At 68.5% G+C, this 18,082-nt stretch carries 13 protein-coding genes; 8 read left to right on the forward strand and 5 right to left on the reverse strand.

Going from position 1 to position 18,082, the window contains the following annotated elements:
• Window positions 1–195 precede the first annotated feature (195 nt).
• The 8 genes from NI2_RS24835 to NI2_RS24875 all read left to right on the forward strand — a co-directional run bounded on the left by NI2_RS24835 (window position 196) and on the right by NI2_RS24875 (window position 13,160).
• Window positions 196–651 (forward strand): NUDIX hydrolase, encoded by a 456-nt coding sequence (locus NI2_RS24835; RefSeq protein WP_067495077.1) that lies wholly within the window; start codon window positions 196–198, stop codon window positions 649–651.
• The gene (locus NI2_RS24840; RefSeq protein WP_067495079.1) at window positions 648–3,095 is read left to right on the forward strand and encodes a DUF6049 family protein; all 2,448 of its coding nucleotides are present in this window, start codon (window positions 648–650) and stop codon (window positions 3,093–3,095) included. Before NI2_RS24835 ends, NI2_RS24840 begins: the two co-directional genes overlap by 4 nt.
• A 1,685-nt stretch (window positions 3,096–4,780) precedes the next feature.
• Window positions 4,781–8,509, forward strand: a complete 3,729-nt coding sequence (locus tag NI2_RS24850) for a murein biosynthesis integral membrane protein MurJ (protein ID WP_084476739.1) — start codon at window positions 4,781–4,783, stop codon at window positions 8,507–8,509.
• Between the two features lie 329 nt (window positions 8,510–8,838).
• Window positions 8,839–9,396: an RNA polymerase sigma factor SigM gene (gene sigM, locus NI2_RS24855; RefSeq protein ID WP_067495428.1), complete on the forward strand. Its 558-nt coding sequence runs from the start codon at window positions 8,839–8,841 to the stop codon at window positions 9,394–9,396.
• Between the two features lie 96 nt (window positions 9,397–9,492).
• Window positions 9,493–10,239, forward strand: coding sequence for an RsmA family anti-sigma factor (locus tag NI2_RS24860; protein ID WP_067495085.1), 747 nt, complete (start codon window positions 9,493–9,495; stop codon window positions 10,237–10,239).
• 212 nt (window positions 10,240–10,451) lie between these two features.
• The gene (gene trxB / locus NI2_RS24865; RefSeq protein WP_067495088.1) at window positions 10,452–11,438 is read left to right on the forward strand and encodes a thioredoxin-disulfide reductase; all 987 of its coding nucleotides are present in this window, start codon (window positions 10,452–10,454) and stop codon (window positions 11,436–11,438) included.
• A 31-nt stretch (window positions 11,439–11,469) separates the two neighbouring features.
• Complete coding sequence (gene trxA / locus NI2_RS24870; protein WP_067495091.1) at window positions 11,470–11,802, forward strand: thioredoxin; 333 nt, start codon at window positions 11,470–11,472, stop codon at window positions 11,800–11,802.
• Between the two features lie 134 nt (window positions 11,803–11,936).
• Complete coding sequence (locus NI2_RS24875) at window positions 11,937–13,160, forward strand: N-acetylmuramoyl-L-alanine amidase (protein ID WP_067495094.1); 1,224 nt, start codon at window positions 11,937–11,939, stop codon at window positions 13,158–13,160.
• A gap of 121 nt (window positions 13,161–13,281) precedes the next feature.
• Here the strand turns inward: NI2_RS24875 and NI2_RS24880 are convergent, their stop codons facing one another.
• The 5 genes from NI2_RS24880 to NI2_RS24900 form a co-directional block, all read right to left on the reverse strand.
• A complete protein-coding gene (locus NI2_RS24880; RefSeq protein ID WP_067495097.1) occupies window positions 13,282–14,007 on the reverse strand; it encodes a hypothetical protein in 726 nt (241 codons plus the stop codon).
• A gap of 106 nt (window positions 14,008–14,113) precedes the next feature.
• Window positions 14,114–15,142: a ParB/RepB/Spo0J family partition protein gene (locus tag NI2_RS24885; protein WP_067495101.1), complete on the reverse strand. Its 1,029-nt coding sequence runs from the start codon at window positions 15,140–15,142 to the stop codon at window positions 14,114–14,116.
• Between the two features lie 37 nt (window positions 15,143–15,179).
• Window positions 15,180–16,175, reverse strand: a complete 996-nt coding sequence (locus NI2_RS24890) for a ParA family protein (protein ID WP_067495104.1) — start codon at window positions 16,173–16,175, stop codon at window positions 15,180–15,182.
• 531 nt (window positions 16,176–16,706) lie between these two features.
• Window positions 16,707–17,453 carry a 16S rRNA (guanine(527)-N(7))-methyltransferase RsmG gene (rsmG, locus tag NI2_RS24895; protein WP_067495107.1) on the reverse strand — a complete coding sequence of 249 codons (747 nt, stop codon included), beginning with the start codon at window positions 17,451–17,453 and terminating at the stop codon, window positions 16,707–16,709.
• Window positions 17,454–17,547: 94 nt separating this feature from the next.
• The gene (locus NI2_RS24900; RefSeq protein ID WP_067495109.1) at window positions 17,548–18,081 is read right to left on the reverse strand and encodes a Jag family protein; all 534 of its coding nucleotides are present in this window, start codon (window positions 18,079–18,081) and stop codon (window positions 17,548–17,550) included.
• Window position 18,082 lies beyond the last annotated feature (1 nt).

Raw genomic sequence — 18,082 nt, forward strand, 5'->3', positions numbered from 1 at the left:
AGCTTCTTGTGATGGCCTGGTCAGCCCGTCCCCGGTGAGTTACCCATGTTCGCGCGTGATCGGTGGGTTGCGGCGACAACAGCGCTCCAGCAACACAGCTAAGCTGGCTGGGTGTCTCCTCCGGCCGATCGCGCGAACAGTCGACGCCGCCAGCCGCGGCGGCGCGGCGGGGCGGGTAACGGCGGTAAGCCGCGTATGCGCACGGTGCGCGAAACGTCCGCGGGCGGCCTCGTTGTCGACGGGTTGGACGGGCCGAGGGAGCTGCGGTGTGCCGCGTTGATCGGGCGGACCGATCGGCGCGGGCGGTTGCTGTGGTCGCTGCCCAAAGGCCATATCGAGGAGGGCGAGACCTCCGAGCAGACCGCCATGCGTGAGGTCGCCGAGGAGACCGGCATCATCGGCGAGGTGGTGGCAGAGCTGGGCAATATCGATTACTGGTTCGTCACCGAGGGCAGACGGGTACACAAGACCGTGCACCACTACCTGCTGCGGTGTCTCGGTGGTGAGTTGTCCGATGCCGACGTGGAAGTCACCCAGGTTGCGTGGGTTCCGTTGAGCGAGTTGGATTCCCGGTTGGCCTACGCCGACGAGCGGCGCCTGGCCGAGGTGGCTAATCGGATGATCGACCGGATGGAGACCGGCAAGCGATGACGGGTGGACTGTTCCGGCTGATCACGGCGGTCCTGACCATCTTGGGTTCGGTGGCGCTGCTGCCCGCGGTGGCGCAGGCGCAACCGGACGACACGTCGGCGCCGAAGTTCCTCAAACTCACCCTGGACGCGGTGGCGCCGGGCACGGTGACCACGAGCAGCGATCCGGTGCTCACCGTGTCGGGGACGGTCACCAATATCGGTGACCGGGTGGTCGACGATGTGAGCGTGCGCATCCAGCGTGCCGCCCCGGTGCTGTCGCCGAGCGGGTTGCGCAGTTCGCTGCGGCTCGATCAGGTGAACTACGACGTGACCGGACCGTTCGAGGATGTGGCGCCGCAGCTGAGTCCTGGCCAGCGCAAACAGTTCTCGGTGCGGATCGCGCTGCGCGGCGGCGACGGTGCGTCGCTCGGCATCACCGACCCCGGTGTGTATCCGCTGCTGCTGAATGTGAACGGTGAGCCGGCCTACGGCTCGCAGGCCCGGCTCGACGACGCCCGCTTCCTGCTTCCGGTGCTCGGACTGCCACCGGCCGACGGTGACCCGGCCCCGGTCGCCGCGCCGCCGGAGGCGACCCCGGTGGCGACGACGGTGATCTGGCCGCTGGCCGACCGGCCGCGCATGGTCGCGGGCAAACCGGGGTCGGTGAACGGGCAGGTGGAACTGCTCGACGACGAGCTCGCCGCCTCGCTCGGCAAGGGCGGGCGGCTCGAGCAGCTGGTCGCCGCGCTGGAAGCGGTGGCACCCGCACCGGGCAAGGACAACGCGGTCGCCGGGTCGGTGTGCATCGCGATCGATCCCGACCTGGTGTCGACCGCGCAGACGATGACGCGCGGTTATCGGGTGCTGGCGAGTCCGTCGGATCCGGAGGGCGCGACGCGGGAGGGGACCGGCGCCGCGAACGCGCAGGCCTGGCTCGACCGGTTGCGCGCGCTCGCCGGGTCGATGTGCACGGTGGCGTTGCCGTACGCGCAGGTCGATGTGACGGCGTTGGCGGCGGTGAACGAGCCGGGCCTGTCGGCGCGGGCCTTGCACGCACCGGCCGATGTGGTGGACGCGATCCTCGGCACCAGGTCGCTGCGTGGGGTGAGCCTGCCCGATTCCGGCAGCATCGACCACGCGGCGGGGCAGTTGCTGCGTGAGTACGGGTACGGCACGGCGGTGCTCGCCGGGTCGGCGGTATCGGGTGAGGGTTCGGTGCCGGATCCGGAGACCGCGCTCACCTCGACGCCGTCTACGTTCGTGCCCGGCACGGTCGTCGGCGGGGAGCAGGCCGCGCCGGACGTGGTGCGGGTGCCGGATGTGAGCGTCGAGGCGGGGCCGAACACCGATCCGGCGCTGCGGGTGACGACCTTCGACATCTGGTCGGCGACCGCGCTGGCCGCCGTGGGTTCCAACCCGCCGACGCCCTCGTTCACGCCGTCGAAGGTGCGCTTCGACGTCACCAACGACTCACGGGCCGCCCGGTTGCAGGACGCACTCGGTGCGATGGCGTGGACCGCGCTGAATCCGGCGCCGGACCGGCCGCGTTCGCAGCTGTTGATGCCGCCGCAACAGTGGGGTGCCAGCCGTGAGGAGGGTGTGGCCCTGCTCAAACAGGTGGAACTGCTCGCCCGCAACCAACTGGCCCAGCCGCGGCCGTTCGCGGAGCTCGTCGCGCAGGAGCCGGATCCGCGCCCGTTCACCCTCGAATACCTGCCGTCGGCCGCTCAGGACGCGGCGCCCGAACATCTCGTCGTGCCCGTGCGCGACCAGGGTGCGCGGATCACCGAGATGATGCGGGCGCTCGTCGAGCTGCCCGAGGCCGAGCTGACGCCGCTGGCTTTCCTCACGCCCGCGCGCGAGGATCTGCTGCGGGCGTTGAGCCTGTCGGACCGGCGTGGCGAGGACGACACTCTCGCCGACCTGCATGCCGACCGGCGCGTCGATCAGGTGACCCGGGAAATCGACACCGTCTTCGCGTCGGTATCGGTGTTGCCCCCGGGCGGTGTGTACACGCTCGCGTCCGAGCAGAGCCCGTTGCTGCTGGTGGCCCGCAATGATCTGCCGGTGGCGATCCGGGTGAACTTCCGGATCTCCGCGCCTTCCGAGACGAACATCACCGATATCGGCGAACAGCTCCTTCCGCCGAATGGAACCCGGTCATTTCAGATACCGACCGAGGTGAGCGACAGCCGTAAGCTGGTCATTCCCATCGCCCTTACCACCCCGGACGGAATCACGCTAGGGGAGCCGACGTCGGTCTCGGTGCGCTCGAACGCCTACGGTCAGGCCTTGGCCATAATTACGGCATGTGCCGCGATACTGCTGTTGCTGTTGGCGGGGCGCCGGCTGTGGCGGCGCTTCCGCGGCCGACCCGACCCCGCCGACGAGGGGTTCGCCCCCGAAACGGTGGAACGGGCCGGACGGCTGCGACGCGCCCGGCAACGACTGCGTCGGCAGTGAACACCCACGCCTGACCGGCGCGCGGGGGACCATGACAGGCAAGAACGAGGCGGGATTCGCGGGTTGCGCCGGGTACAGGAGGCATGATGGGCGACGATGATTCCGCTCATCGGCACAACCACGACGAACGCGACGAGCCGACCCACCGCTGGGGTCCCGCCGCGCCATGGGAGCGTGGAGTGAGCGGCCGCGACACCGACGAGCCGCAGGTGCCGGCCCGTCCCGGCGATCGTCCGGTCCCCCCGCGCCTCGGTCCCGTCGACCCGGCATGGCCGCACCCCGCTGATCCCGGGCCGCAGCAGGGTGCCCGACCCGCCCAACCGACAGGACGACCCGTTCCCGGCAGCTCGGGCGAAATCCCGCGTGTCCAGCCCCCTCGCCAGCCGCCCCACGGGCCCGGCCGTACCGGCGAGCCGCCGTACCCGCAAGCCTTCCGGCCCGGCGAACCGAACTTCAGTCCATCGCCCGGTGAACCGCCGCACGCGCAGTATCCGCGCGATGACGACCCGCGTCTTCGCTCCGGCGAACCTCCGCGCGCGCCTCATCCCGGCGAGTCGAATTACACCTCGGCACCCGGTGCTCCGTATCGGCCGCTGCCTCCCGTCGAGCCGAATCACCGTCCGGGGCCCGCAGATCCGCTGCGCGGGCAGCCACCGCGACCGGGGGACCCGAACGGTGCCGTGCCGGACGACGCGCTGCGCGCACCGGGACGTACCGGCGAAAGCAACCGTCGGCCCGCACCTTCCGGCGAATTCCCGGTCCAGCAGCGACCGGGCGGCCCTGGTCCGCAGCGACCCCAGCCGTACCCGGCCGACGGACGTTCCGGGGAGTTCCCTCGGCAGCAGCGACCGGGTGGTCCACAGCCTCCTCAGGCCTATCCGGCGGACGGGCGTTCGGGGGAGTTCCCCCGCCAGCAGCGACCGGGTGGCCCCGGGCCGCAGCGACCCGCACCGCCCGATCCTCGATCGGCCGCTCCTTACGGCGAGTCGTCGCAACCACCGCCGATTGATCCGCGAGTCCCCGGCGCCGGTGCGCCGCGACGCCCCGAACCGGGTCGCCCCGGCGAGTTCCGACCACCGGGCCCGGGCCCCGAGGGACGCCCGGGTGGTTTCGGCTCGGCGCCCGGCGGTCAGCGGGGCGAGTTCCCGCCCGCGCCAGGTCAGCGACCAGGTCCCACCGGCGTCGAGCCGGGCGACCGGCCGGGTCAGCAGCGCGGTTCGGCGGGCCCGGCCGGACCCTCGGTCATGGGCGGTCGCGGTGGCGTCGAGCACCCCGGTGCGGGCGAGCAAGGGAGTCGCGGCGGTCAGCCCGGCGTCGGCGGTCAGCCCGGCGCCGGCGGTCAGCCCGGCATCGGCGGACAGCTCGGCGCCGGCGGACGACCTGGAGTCGGTCAGCCTGGCGGTGGGCAACCGCGCGGTCGTCGGGCCGGCGATGATGCACCCCAAGGTCCTGCCCAGCGGCCGAGTGGTCCACAGCGGCCGGGCCCCAGGTCGGGGGAGTTTCCGCAGCAGCAGGCCGCAGGGGCATCCGGGGCGATTCCTCGGCAGGCTCGCCCCGAGGTGGATCCTGGGCGTCGTCCGCAGGCCGGTCCGCAGCCGCGTGGGTACCAGGCAGCTCGACCGGGGCCTGGGCGTGACAGCTTCCCCGGGATGCCCGCGGCATCGAGTCGGCCCGCTGGTGACGCGATGCGGGCGGCCGAGCAAACGCAGGTGATCGCGCGTCCGGAGCGGATTCGCACCGAGAAGCCCGCGCCGCGTGACACGAATCCACAGTCGGCCAACGACAAGCTGCTCAAGGATTCCGGGTCGATCGCCGTGGCGACGCTCGTCAGCCGGATCACCGGGTTCGCGAAGCAGCTGTTGCTGCTCACCGTGCTCGGTCCGGCGATCGCCAGTGCGTTCATCTCGGCGAACCTGATCCCGAACATGGTGGCCGAGTTGGTCCTCGGCGCGGTGCTCACGGCGATCGTCGTGCCTACGCTGGTGCGCGCCGAACAGGAAGACGCCGACAACGGCGCCGAGTTCATCCGAAGATTGGTGACCGCCGCCTTCGCCGTGCTCTTCGTGGCGACCGTCCTGACGCTCGCCGCGACGCCGATCCTGGCCAGCCACGTGCTCGTCGACTCCGACGGCAAGGTCGACACCTCGCTGACCACCGCGCTCACCTACCTGCTCGCACCGGCGATCCTGTTCTACGGAATGTCGGCGCTGTTCACGGCCATCCTCAACACCAGGCAGGCGTTCAAACCGGGCGCGTGGGCACCGGTGATGAACAACATCGTCGCTCTCGTGGTGCTGGCGGTGTACGCGCTCACGCCCGGCGAGATCACCCTCGACCCCGTGCGGATGAGCGACCCGAAACTGCTGGTCCTCGGCCTCGGCATCACCGCCGGTGTGGCCACCCAGGCGCTCAGCCTGCTGCCAGCCATCCGCAGACACGGGATCAATCTGCGCCCGCTGTGGGGCATCGACGCTCGCCTCAAGCAGTTCGGCAGGATGGCCGCCGCGATCATCCTGTACGTGCTGATCAGTCAGGTCGGGCTGGTGGTGGCGAACAACATCGCCTCCGCGGCCGACGAGGCGGGCCCGGCGATCTTCGCCAACGCCTGGGCGCTGCTGCAGCTGCCGTACGGCGTCATCGGCGTCACGCTGCTCACCGCGATCATGCCGAGGCTGAGCCGCAACGCCGCCGCCGACGACACGCCCGCCGTGGTCGACGATCTGTCCGCGGCCACCCGGCTCACCATGATCGCGCTGATCCCGATCGTGGCCTTCATGACCCTGGCCGGCCCGGCGATCGGCGAGGCCCTCTACGGCTACGCCCGGTTCTCCGGTGACGCCGCCCGCCTCGGCAGCGCGGTGAGCTGGTCGGCCTTCACGCTGATCCCGTATTCGCTGGTGCTGATCCATCTGCGCGTCTTCTACGCCCGTGAACAGGCGTGGACGCCGACCTGGATCATCCTCGGCATCACCACCGTGAAGATCGCCTGCTCGGCGCTCGCCCCGGTGCTCGCTCGCGACAGCGACGACGTGGTCATCATCCTCGGCGTCGCCACCGGTCTCAGCTTCACCGCGGGCGCGGTGATCGGCGGGATCCTGCTGCACCGCAGCCTCGGTGATCTGCGCATGGCCAATGTCGGCCGCACCATCACCAGGGTGGTGCTCGCCTCGATCGCGGGCGGCGCGGTGATGCTCATCGTCGACACCGTGACCGGCCTCGCGAACGTCACCGGCGGCCCGGCCTCGCTGCTGCGGGTCACCGTCGACGCGCTCGTCCTGTTCTCGGTGGCGTTCGGGCTGATGCGTCTGGTCGGCATCCCCGAGGTGGTGGCGATCACCGTCGCCGTCTCACGCAAGCTCGGCATCACCCCGCCCGCGCCGGAACTCGCGCTGGACGAGGACGCCTCGGCCGAGGACATCTACGCGACCACCGTGTTGCGCAGGCCCGACACCTACGCCTTCCCGGCGTACGGGCAGTCGATGGATACCCAGACCATGGTGTTGCCGGTGATCCGGCCCGGTGCTGTTGACATCACCGGTCAAGCACAGTTCCCGTACGCTGTTCGGCAGACCGATACGGGAGATCAGGCCGAAGGAGGACCGAGGGTGAGCGATGACGCGGTGGGCGGCGTCCCAGCCGCTGATTCTGCGGCGCGCGCCGCAGGAGGAAGGTCCACCGATGTCCGGCCCGACGGGGCAGACACCGCGGGATCCGAACACGCCGACGCGCCCGACGACAGCAAGAACCCGCAGGCAGACGGGTCGCCGGAGAAGAACGAACCGACCGAGGAGCGCCGCGGGGCCGCGCCGCCGCACGATCCGACCCACGACACCGGCATGCTGCCGATCCCCGTACCGCCGCAGGACGTGCAGCGTTCGCAGCGCGGACCGAAGCTGATCCCCGGCGCGTCGGTCGCGGGCGGCCGGTATCGCCTGCTCGCCAGCCACGGCGGCGCGCGCGGGCTCAAGTTCTGGCAGGCCCTCGACATCAAACTCGACCGCGAAGTCGCGCTGACCTTCGTCGATGCCGATCAGAAGTCGGGTGAGAACGCCGGCCACGACGGTCCGCAGGCGATCCTGTCGCGCACGCTGCGTCTTGGCCGCATCAACTCGCCCGGCCTGGCAAGGGTCCTGGACGTGGTGCGCGGTAGTTCCGGCGGCATCGTGGTCGCGGAGTGGACGCCCGGCCGATCGCTGCGGGAGATGGCCGAGACGGTGCCGTCGCCGATCGGTGCGGCCCGGGCCATCCGGGTGCTCGCCTCGGCGGCCGAACTGGCCCATCGCGGCGGTGGCTCGCTCTCGATCGACCATCCCGACCGCATTCGGATCAGCGCCTCGGGCGACGCCGTGCTCGCCTTCCCCGGCACGCTCGGCGATTCCGACGCGCAGTCCGATGTTCGTGGCCTCGGCGCCATGCTCTACGCGCTCATCACCGCGCGTTGGCCGATTCGCGTGGGCGGTGTCACCGGCACGGCCGCGACGATCGGCGGACTGCGTCTGGCCGACTTCGGGCCCGACGGGACCCCGGTGGAACCGCGCCAGATCCGGCCCGAGGTGCCGTTCGAGATCTCGGCCGTCGCCGTGCGGTCGCTGGAGTCGAACAAGGGCGTGCGCACCGCTGCCACCGTGCAGCACGTGCTCGAGCAGGCCTCGGTCGTCGACCAGAAGACCGATTTCATCCCCGTGCTGCGGCTGGGTCAGCGGGCGGTCGCGGCCGGTCCCGATTCGCTCGCCGACCCGGACCTGCTTGCGGCCGAACGCGAACGCTCCAAGCGGATGATGTGGATCATGGTCGGGCTCGGCGTGCTCGCCGCGCTGGTGGTCGGCATTTTGATCTGGTGGATGGTGAGTATCTTCGCGCCCGGCGCGTCGGACAAACCGCTGGATCAGCAGGTAAACATCGGGCTCACGTCGAGTGTGGCGCCGCCGAGCGCGGCCGCCGCGCCGACGGCCGACCAGCCCGCGCAGCCGTCGAGTGTGCCGGTGGCCGTCACCGGTGCCAGGGTGTTCTCCCCGGAGGGCACCCCCGACGGCGCCGCGACGTCGAGTGCGGTGCTCGACCAAAACCCGGATACGGTGTGGCGCACCGACCAGTACTTCCAGCAGTTCCCCGCCCTCAAGAAGGGCGTGGGACTGCTGGCCACGCTGCCCGCGCCCGCCAAGCTCACCAATGTCTCGATCACCTCGCCCAGCGCGGGCAGCACCGTCGAGATCCGGACCTCGCCCACCGAGACGCCCACGCTCGACCAGACCCAGCTGATCGGCTCCGCCCGCCTCGGCGACGGCGTCACTGAGGTCCCTGTGCAGACTGATCAGGCTGCTCGCTTTGTGCTCGTATGGATCACCGGACTGGCGAATTCGGGCGGACAGTTCCAGACCGCCGTCGCCGACGTCCGCTTCGACGCCGCGCCGTAAACCCGCGCCGCAGTCCTTCCCACCTGCTATCTGCGCAGGTGGATGCCTATTTCGCGCTAGAACATCAGTGTTCATCGAACCGCGGTCCGGTTGGTGCGCAATTGTTATCAGCGATATGATCACCCCGCGCTCTCGGCAGGGAGCTACCCAGGATCTGTCGACGTCGGTCCTGGACGCCGCGTTGTAGTCAGGTGATGGATCGGCCTCGTTCGCCGACGTGAAGTCGCCGTAATGAGCGCTGTCCAAGGGGTCAGGTGTTGTCGCCGGAAGTCAACGAGCAAGTACGCGGGGGGACAACGCGCCAGGCGGCGTTCCGCGATCGCTCGTTCCTGGAGAACAGCAGCGACAAGGAACTCCTCGCCGCGCACGTACGCGGCGAACCGCACGCCTTTTCCGAACTGCTGCGCAGGCACAAGGATCACCTCTGGCAGACCGCGCTGCGCACGTCCTACAGCCGTGAGGACGCCGCCGACTGCCTGCAGGACGCCTTGTTCTCCGCCCATCGCACCGCCGAGACGTTCCGCGCCGAGTCCGAGGTGCGCAGCTGGTTGCACGCCATCGTCGTGAACGCCTGCCTCGACCGGATCCGGCGCAACAAGACCCGCCGCGCCATCTCCGTCACGCCCGACACCATGCCCGAGGCGGTCGAGCCACGCGATGCCTACGCCGACTACGAGCTGAACCTCGTGGTGAGCGAGGCGCTGTTCACCCTCCCTGACGAACAGCGGCTCGCCCTGGTGATGACCGAGATGGAGGGGCGGAGTGTGGCCGAAACCGCCTTGGCACTCGGCGTGGCGGAAGGCACGATCAAGAGCAGATGCGCCCGAGCGCGCGTACGTTTGCAAGAACGTTTGGAATTTTTCCGGGATCCAGGGAACCGGAGCTAGCCCGGATGCGTCATTAACAGTGACGAACAAGTCAGCGATGTACATGCTGCGATTCGAAAATCGACAGAACAGGGGAGGTGCGAGGTGGCTCGATCCGTGCCGCAGCCTCCGTTCCCGTCGGAACTGCTGGCCGATCTGCACGCCGACAATCTCGCACCGGAACTCCGCGAGCAACTGTGGCCCAAGGTCCGCACCGACCCGGACGCGCTGCGCTACCTGAACGATCTCGACGAGGTGAACACCCGCCTCCGCACGCTGGCCGACGAAGACCTGGTCGTGCACCGCATGCCCGACGACGTGGCCGACCGCATGTTCCGATTCGTCGCCGAACTCGACGCGGGCGACGGCCCGACCGAACGAATCACGTCTGTCCCGACCATCGCCGCCCCCGCCGCGACACAGTCCACGCCGATCTCGTTGGCGCAGTACAAGTCCCGGCGCCGGATGGGCTTCTTGGCGGCGGCAGCGGCCACCATCGCCGTCCTCGCGGGTGCGGGCGCCGTCGTCGGCACCCTCGACAACACGGACGGCACCCCCACGGCGGCCCCGCCCACCGAACCGGCCACCCCCGGCGACGACCTCACCGCGGCTGCCGCCCTCACCGCCCTCGGCAAACGCGACGTCCACGGCCCCCTCGCCGACGAGGCCGCCCTCACCCGCTGCGTACAGGCCAACGGCATCGACCGTGCCGTCCTAGGTGCGTCGAGCATCACCTTCCGCGGCGACGACGCCGTACTCGTCCTCGTCAAAGGCCCCCAAACCCCGACCATCACCGCGTTGGTCGTCGGCACCGGATGCACCACGGGCGCCCCGAGTCGATTAGCCGTCCGCGACATCGGCTGACCTGCCCTTCTAGGCGACACTGCACTGTTCTCGGCGCGTCCCCCGCCTCTGGACTGACCGGAGGGTGCGACGAAGGAGTGCCCGCAGGGAGGGAAGAGGCGGGGGTTCAGCGCCGAGAACCGCGGCGCCAGCCGCCGAATGAACACAGGGAACAACACCGTTTAGGCTGTTGTTGACTCACACGTCCCAGCATTGCTTTTCGGAAGGGCCCCATGAGCACGCCAGTTCGCGACCTGATCATCGTCGGCTCAGGACCCGCCGGCTACACGGCGGCGGTCTATGCCGCCCGCGCCGAGTTGGCGCCCTTGGTCTTCGAGGGCACCCAGTTCGGTGGCGCCCTGATGACCACCACCGAGGTGGAGAACTTCCCCGGCTTCCGCGAGGGCATCATGGGCCCCGACCTGATGGAGCAGATGCGCGAGCAGGCCAAGCGTTTCGGCGCCGACCTGCGCACCGAGGACGTCGACGCGATCGACCTGTCCGGCCCGGTGAAGAAGGTCACTGTCGGTGAGGAGACCTTCGAGGCCTACGCCGTCATCCTCGCCATGGGTTCGGCCGCCCGCTACCTACACGTCCCCGGTGAGCAGGAACTGCTCGGCCGCGGCGTGAGCGCGTGCGCCACCTGCGACGGCTTCTTCTTCAAGGGCCAGGACATCGTGGTCGTCGGCGGCGGCGACTCGGCGATGGAGGAAGCGACCTTCCTCACCAAGTTCGCCGCGAGCGTCACCATCGTGCACCGCCGCGAGGAGTTCCGTGCCTCCCGCATCATGCTCGAGCGCGCCAAGGCCAACGAGAAGATCAACTTCCGGCTCAACGCGGAGGTCGTGAAGGTCAACGGCGACAAGAGCGTCACCAGCCTCACCCTGCGCGACACCAGGACCGGTGAGGAATCCGAGCTGGCCGCCACCGGCCTGTTCGTCGCCATCGGCCACGATCCGCGCAGCGAACTGGTGAAGGGCCAGGTCGCGCTCGACGGCGAAGGCTATGTGCAGGTGACCGATCCGGGCACCGCCACCGATGTGGCAGGCGTGTTCGCCGCGGGCGACCTCGTCGACCACACCTACCGCCAGGCGATCACCGCCGCCGGTACCGGTTGCCGCGCCGCCATCGATGCCGAGCGCTGGCTCGCCGAGCAGGGCGACATCACCGCCAACACACTCGAAAACGCCGACGGCCCGGCCGCGGTGTCCGCCAACTGATTTCGCGTTCCACCCAGGCAGGAGAACACCCATGGCCGACAGTGCCAACACCATCACCGTGACCGACCAGTCCTTCGCCGACGACGTGCTGCTCAGCGAGAAGCCCGTGCTCGTCGACTTCTGGGCCGACTGGTGCGGCCCGTGCAAGATGGTCGCCCCCGTGCTGGAGGAGATCGCGGGCACCCATGCCGACAAGCTCACCATCGCCAAGCTCGACACCGAGGCCAACCCCGGCGCAGCCCGCGACTACCAGATCCTGTCGCTGCCGACCATGATCCTGTTCCAGGGCGGCAAGCCGGTGAAGCAGATCGTCGGCGCCAAGGGCAAGGCGGCGCTGCTGCGCGAGCTCGAAGGGCTCATCTGAGCCGCGATCGATCCGACAAAGACACCTCCCACCGGCCGACGCGCCGTAGGATGCCTGGACCCGGGATTCCCGTAATACCGCCCGGGTCTGAGACAATCGACGGACGCTCCGGCCGAAGGAAAGGGCTCTTACGCATGCACCGACTTCGTCACGGCGATTCAGGACCGGCCGTCGCAGAGGTTCGGAGCACCCTCGCAAGCCTCGGTTTCCTGCATCGCCAGCACGATTGGCAGGACACCGATGTGGTCTTCGACCGCTCGCTCGACTCGGCGGTTCGCGCGTTCCAGCAGCAGCGTGGTCTGCTCGTCGACGGGATCGTCGGCCCGGCCACGTATCGCGCGCTGAAGGAAGCCTCCTACCGCCTGGGTGCCCGCACACTGATCTACCAGCTGTCCGCCCCGCTGTACGGCGACGATGTGGCCACCTTGCAGCGCAAGCTACAGGACCTCGGCTTCTACGTGCACCGGGTCGACGGCTACTTCGGTCCACACACCCACGAGGGACTCAGCGCCTTCCAGCGCGAGATCGGTCTCTCGGCCGACGGCATCTGTGGTCCCGACACACTGCGCTCGCTCGATCTGCTCGGCGCGCGCGTCACCGGCGGCAACCCGCATCGCATCGCCGAGGAAGAGGTGGTGCACCGGGCGGGTCCGCAGCTCACCGGCAAGCGCATCGTCATCGACCCCGGGTTCGGCGGTCCCGACAAGGGATTCGCCGTGCCGACGGAGTTCGGTGACGTGTACGAGTCGGAGATCCTGTGGGATCTGGCCTCGCGGCTCGAGGGCCGGATGGCCGCCACCGGCATGGAGACGTTCCTGTCGCGGCCGTGGGGCGCCAACCCGACCGATGCCGAACGCGCCGAGACCTCCAACGCTTTCGACGCCGATCTGATGATCTCGTTGCGCTGTGCGATGAGTGACAATCCGTCGGCGCAGGGCGTCGCCGGCTTCTACTTCGGTAATTCGCACGGTTCGGTGTCGATGATCGGGCAGGTGCTCGCCGGATTCATCCAGCGCGAAGTGGTTGCCCGCACGTCCCTGCAGGACTGCCGCACCCATCAGCGCACCTGGGATCTGCTGCGCCTCACCAAGATGCCGACGGTCCAGGTGGACCTGGGCTACCTCACCAACGAATACGATGCCTCCATTCTCACGAACCCGCGCATGCGGGACGTGATCGCCGAGGCGATCCTCATCTCGGTGAAGCGGCTGTACCTGCTCGGCCAGGACGACCAACCCACCGGCACCTACACCTTCGCCGAACTGCTCGCCGAGGAACTGGCGGCGCAAGACCGGCTGCCGGAGAACTCCGGCCTCGTCCGCCTCCCCGGAGGTTCAGGCCAGACCCAGGTGCGGTGACGCTTACGTCGGCGGCCAGACCGAGTAGCGGGTCACGGCAGCCCGTCCCCGGCGAGTTACCCATGTTCTCCCGAAACCACATGAGCGGCCCCGCGCAGGCGGGGCCGCTTTCTTGTGTCGGCTAGCGCACGCCGATTCTGGCAGGTGGGGCCATCTCGGCGGCGGCCAGAAGCTGATCGAGAGCGCGCTCGACGTCTTCCTTCCAGCCGTGATCGGAGTCGAGCTCGAGACGCAGGCGTGGGAAGCGGTGATGCTGCGCCACCACTTCGAAGCCGACGTCCTCGAGGAAATCCGCGTCGATCATGCAGGTTTCCGGGGTGCACTGGGTGGCCGAGGCCGGGTCGCGCAGGGGAGCGGCGATCCGTTCCATCAGCCGCATCGACGAGCCGAGTCCGCGGTCGGCCACCGAACTGGACGGCGGCCCGTTGCGGATACCGAATGCCTCGAGCGCCCGCACACCGCGACGCACCAGATCGGCCACCACGGCCTGCACCAGCCGGTGGGCTACATCGGATTCGTCATAGGGGAATTCGGCCTGCAGCGTGGTCAGCAGGATGGCATCCGGGCTCACGGGGGAGGTGGGGAACAGGGTCGAGCGCGGCACCGAACTCGGCGGCGAATACAGCGCGCACCCGGCGATGTTGTTGTCGACCTGGGCCACCTGCCCGCACGATCCCCATTCGAGCATGACCGTCGAGAGCCATGCCTCCTTCTCGAAAACCGGATCGCTGAAGGACTGGGAGTCGGCGGCCACGGCCGGATCGAGCTCCCAGAAAACACACCGCCGGGTATGCGCCGGAAGTCGATCGAGTCCGTCGAGGGTCAATGCTGTGACGCTGGTCGACACTGCTCTGTTCAGCCTCCAGCTGTCCGATTCATCCACGCTCACGCCACATCACTATCCACAGTAATGCCGCCTCTTTCCGAGATGTAGAAAGGCTGGGAAGTCCCTGTCACAGTGACGTTTCAGGGCTGGCTTGCTCCATCAGCGCCACAATGCGCTCGAGATCTTCGACGGAACCGAACTCGACAACTATCTTGCCCTTGCGCTTGCCGAGGCTCACCGTCACCCGGGTGTCGTAGGAACCCGATAGGCGTTCGGCGACTTCCTGTAGGCCCGGCATGTGAATCGGCTTGCGCTTCGGCGCCGGGGGAGCGACCTCCGACGGATTGCGGTTGGCCAGCGTCACCGCTTCCTCGGTGGAGCGCACCGACAAGCCTTCGGCGACAATCCGTTCTGCCAGCGCCTCTTGCGCCTCGGCGCCCGCGTCCAAACCGAGCAGCGCGCGGGCATGGCCGGCCGACAGCACACCGGCGGCCACCCGACGCTGCACCGGAATCGGCAGCTTCAGCAGCCGGATCATGTTCGTCACCACCGGACGCGAACGGCCGATACGCGAGGCCAGTTCCTCGTGGGTGACATCGAACTCTTCGAGCAGTTGCTGATACGCCGCCGCCTCTTCGAGGGGGTTCAGCTGCACGCGATGGATGTTTTCCAGCAGCGCGTCGCGCAGCATCGAGCTGTCGGCGGTATCGCGAATGATGGCCGGGATGGTGGCCAGGCCCGCTTCTTGGCACGCGCGCCAGCGGCGCTCGCCCATGACCAACTGGAACTTGTCGACACCCGGCTCGAGCCGCCGCACCACGATCGGCTGCATCAACCCGAATTCACGGATCGAGTGCACCAACTCGGCCAGTGCCTCTTCCTCGAACACCGAGCGCGGCTGCTTCGGGTTCGGTTCGATCTGATCCGCGGGAATCTCGCGGTACACCGCATCGCCGGGGGAAACCAGATCTTCCGCAGGTTCCGCGGGTTCGGCATCGGGAACGCGATGCAGGAACGCCTCGGCCGGTTGCGGGCCGATCGGGTTGATACCGATCACGCTCGCCGCGGAACTGCTGAGCCCCGGCGCCACGGCGGGCCCCGTCGGGATCAACGCCGCCAACCCGCGACCGAGACCGCCCTTTTTCGCCTGACTCATCGGCTACCGATCCCTTCCTCGTTCCAACACACCAGCACTACGACGCGCCCTGGATAACCTGGGCGCGCCCGGCGAGCTCACGCCCGGCGTCCATGTAGCTCATCGCGCCACGGGAGCCTGGATCATAATCGAGCACGGTCATCCCGTAGCCCGGCGCCTCCGAGACCTTCACGCTGCGCGGGATCATCGACTTGAGCACCACGTCGCCGAAGTGATTGCGCACTTCCTCCGCGACCTGGTCGGCCAGCTTCGTGCGGCCGTCGTACATGGTGAGCAGAACCGTCGACACGTGCAGCTCCGGGTTGAGATGCGACTGCACCAGGCCGATATTGCGCAGCAACTGGCCGACGCCCTCCAGCGCGTAGTACTCGCACTGGATCGGGATCAACACCTCTTTGGCCGCGACGAGCGCGTTGACGGTGAGCAGACCGAGCGAGGGCGGGCAGTCGATCAGCACGTAGTCGATGTCGTATCCGGCGACGGCGGCATCGCGAATGGCGGTCTTCAGCCGCCCCTCGCGCGCGACCATCGAGACCAACTCGATCTCCGCGCCGGCGAGGTCGATCGTGGCGGGAACGCACAACAGACGTTCGCTGTGCGGGCTCTGCTGGATAGCGTCGGTCACCGACACCTCACCGATCAGCAGCTCGTAACTGGACGGCACACCGGAGTGATGGGCGACGCCCAGCGCCGTACTCGCGTTGCCCTGCGGGTCTAGATCGACGACGAGGACGGTCATCCCCTGATGCGCCAGTGCGGCGGCAAGATTCACCGTCGTTGTCGTTTTGCCTACGCCACCCTTCTGGTTGGCGATGGTGATGATCCGTTGCTCGCGGGGTTTCGGCACAGTGACCTTTCCTGGATGCAGAATCTGGCTGGCGCGTTGCGCTTCCGCCGCGATCGGGGTCTCGGCGGGGGAGATGTGCCCGAAAGGAGTATTCCCGAACGTCTCCGCGTCGAAGCTGCTGGAGTCCAGCATCCCCGGGACCCGCGACGTTGTTTCCCGTGAAACATTCGCCGGACCGCTCGACATAGATTGCTCCTAACCCGAGAACTTCAGATCACGTATCCCCGACGAACGTCGGCGCCGTGTCATCACAAACAAACTGCGTCGGTGGAGAACTCGAAATTCGAGGAGATGGACTCACTCGCGCCGACCCTCAATAGCTTGCCAGCACCGGGACCGTTAGGAAAGCTGAATCGCGGCACGCCGCACGGGACACGCACAACGCGGCACAGAATTCACTTCACCGACGCTTGTTTCACGGGAAACAACGGGCGATCACGTTCCACGTGAAACACCGCAGGAGCCAGTCGCCGTCGCCCTCACCACATTCCGCATCCAGAAGTCCTCGACAGAGCGTCGTTCACGAACCGGTTCCGTTGACGATCATCCACTGCGACCGTCAAGGCATGGACGTGGGCCGCACTCCTGCTCCCACCTCTTGCCATCCCAGTCGTTACGGCGAAATTCAAGTCGAATCAGGTGCACCCAACCACCCTCGACCCATTTCGTCACGGTACGAAACTCTCTGAGCCGCATCCGAAAGCGAGCGAGGGCAATTCAGGAGTTGTTACGCCTTCTCGTCTTCTTTTCCGCGCCAGCGGCTTTACGTCCACCGCGACGGTTCGGGCGTTCGGCACGGGGGAGGAGTTCGGCGCTGATGACAAGGGTCGGGATCTCGACGATGCCCGCGCCGCAGCCGACGACGCGAAGATCGGTCGCGCCGTCCCGGATCAGCTCGGCACCGTCCCGCTCGAGTTCCTCGGCTGCGCTGGTTCCTTTGAGCGCGAGCATGCGTCCGTGGTCGCGGAGGAGGGGGAGCGACCAGTGCGCGAGTTTGGCGAGCGGGGCGACCGCGCGAGAGGTGACGACATCCGCGCCACCCGCTTCCTTGATGACACCCGACTGTTCGGCGCGCCCGCGCACGACGGTGACATCGAGTCCGGCGTCCTCGATGAACTCGCTCAGGAATACCGTCCGCCGCAGCAGCGGTTCCACGAGCGTGATGCGAAGGTCCGGCCGCGCGATGGCCAACGGGATGCCCGGCAGCCCAGCACCGCTGCCGACATCGACCACGGACGCGCCTTCATCGATCAGTTCACCGACCACCGCGCAGTTGAGGATGTGCCGCTCCCAGAGCCGGGGGACTTCGCGCGGACCGATGAGCCCGCGCTCCACGCCTGCGGTGGCGAGCGCCGCGCAGTAGCGGCGGGCGAGGTCCAGGCGGTCACCGAACAGCCGGGCTGCGGCAGCGGGCGGTTCCAGTTCGGCGGACAGCGCACCCAGTTCTCGTTCCACGTGAAACATCCTTCTCCAGTGGTGGTGATCGGGGCATGAATAAGGCCCCCGGTCCGGGACCGGAGGCCTTAATTACTTCCTGCGTGGTCGCGGCGGTGTGAGCCTACTCCGGCACAACCACGACGTGACGATTCGGCTCGACACCTTCGCTCTCGCTCGCCACGCCGTCGATCTCGGCGACGGCGTCGTGCACGATCTTGCGTTCGAACGGCGTCATCGCCGACAGCGCCTCGGGCTTGCCCGACTCGAGCACCCGCTTGGCGGCGGCCACACCCAGCTCGCTCAGATCGGCACGGCGCTGGGCGCGCCAGCCGGCCACGTCGAGCATCAGGCGGCTACGGACGCCGGTCGCCTGCTGCACGGCCAGGCGGGTGAGTTCCTGGAGCGCGTCGAGCACTTCACCATTGCGGCCGACCAGCTTGGTCAGGTCGCGGCCGCCGTCGATGCTCACGACCGCGCGGTCGCCCTCCACGTCGAGGTCGATGTCTCCGTCGAAGTCGAGCACGTCCAGCAGCTGCTCGAGGTAGTCGCCCGCGATCTCACCCTCTTCGATCAACGCCTCCTCGGCGTCGTTCACGACGTCCACAGTCGTCGACACGGTGGCGTCCCCTCCGTCGGTCTGGGTCTCAACAGTCATT

Origin of the sequence: Nocardia ignorata NBRC 108230, assembly GCF_001612905.1 — a bacterium.
Classification (GTDB): domain Bacteria; phylum Actinomycetota; class Actinomycetes; order Mycobacteriales; family Mycobacteriaceae; genus Nocardia; species Nocardia ignorata.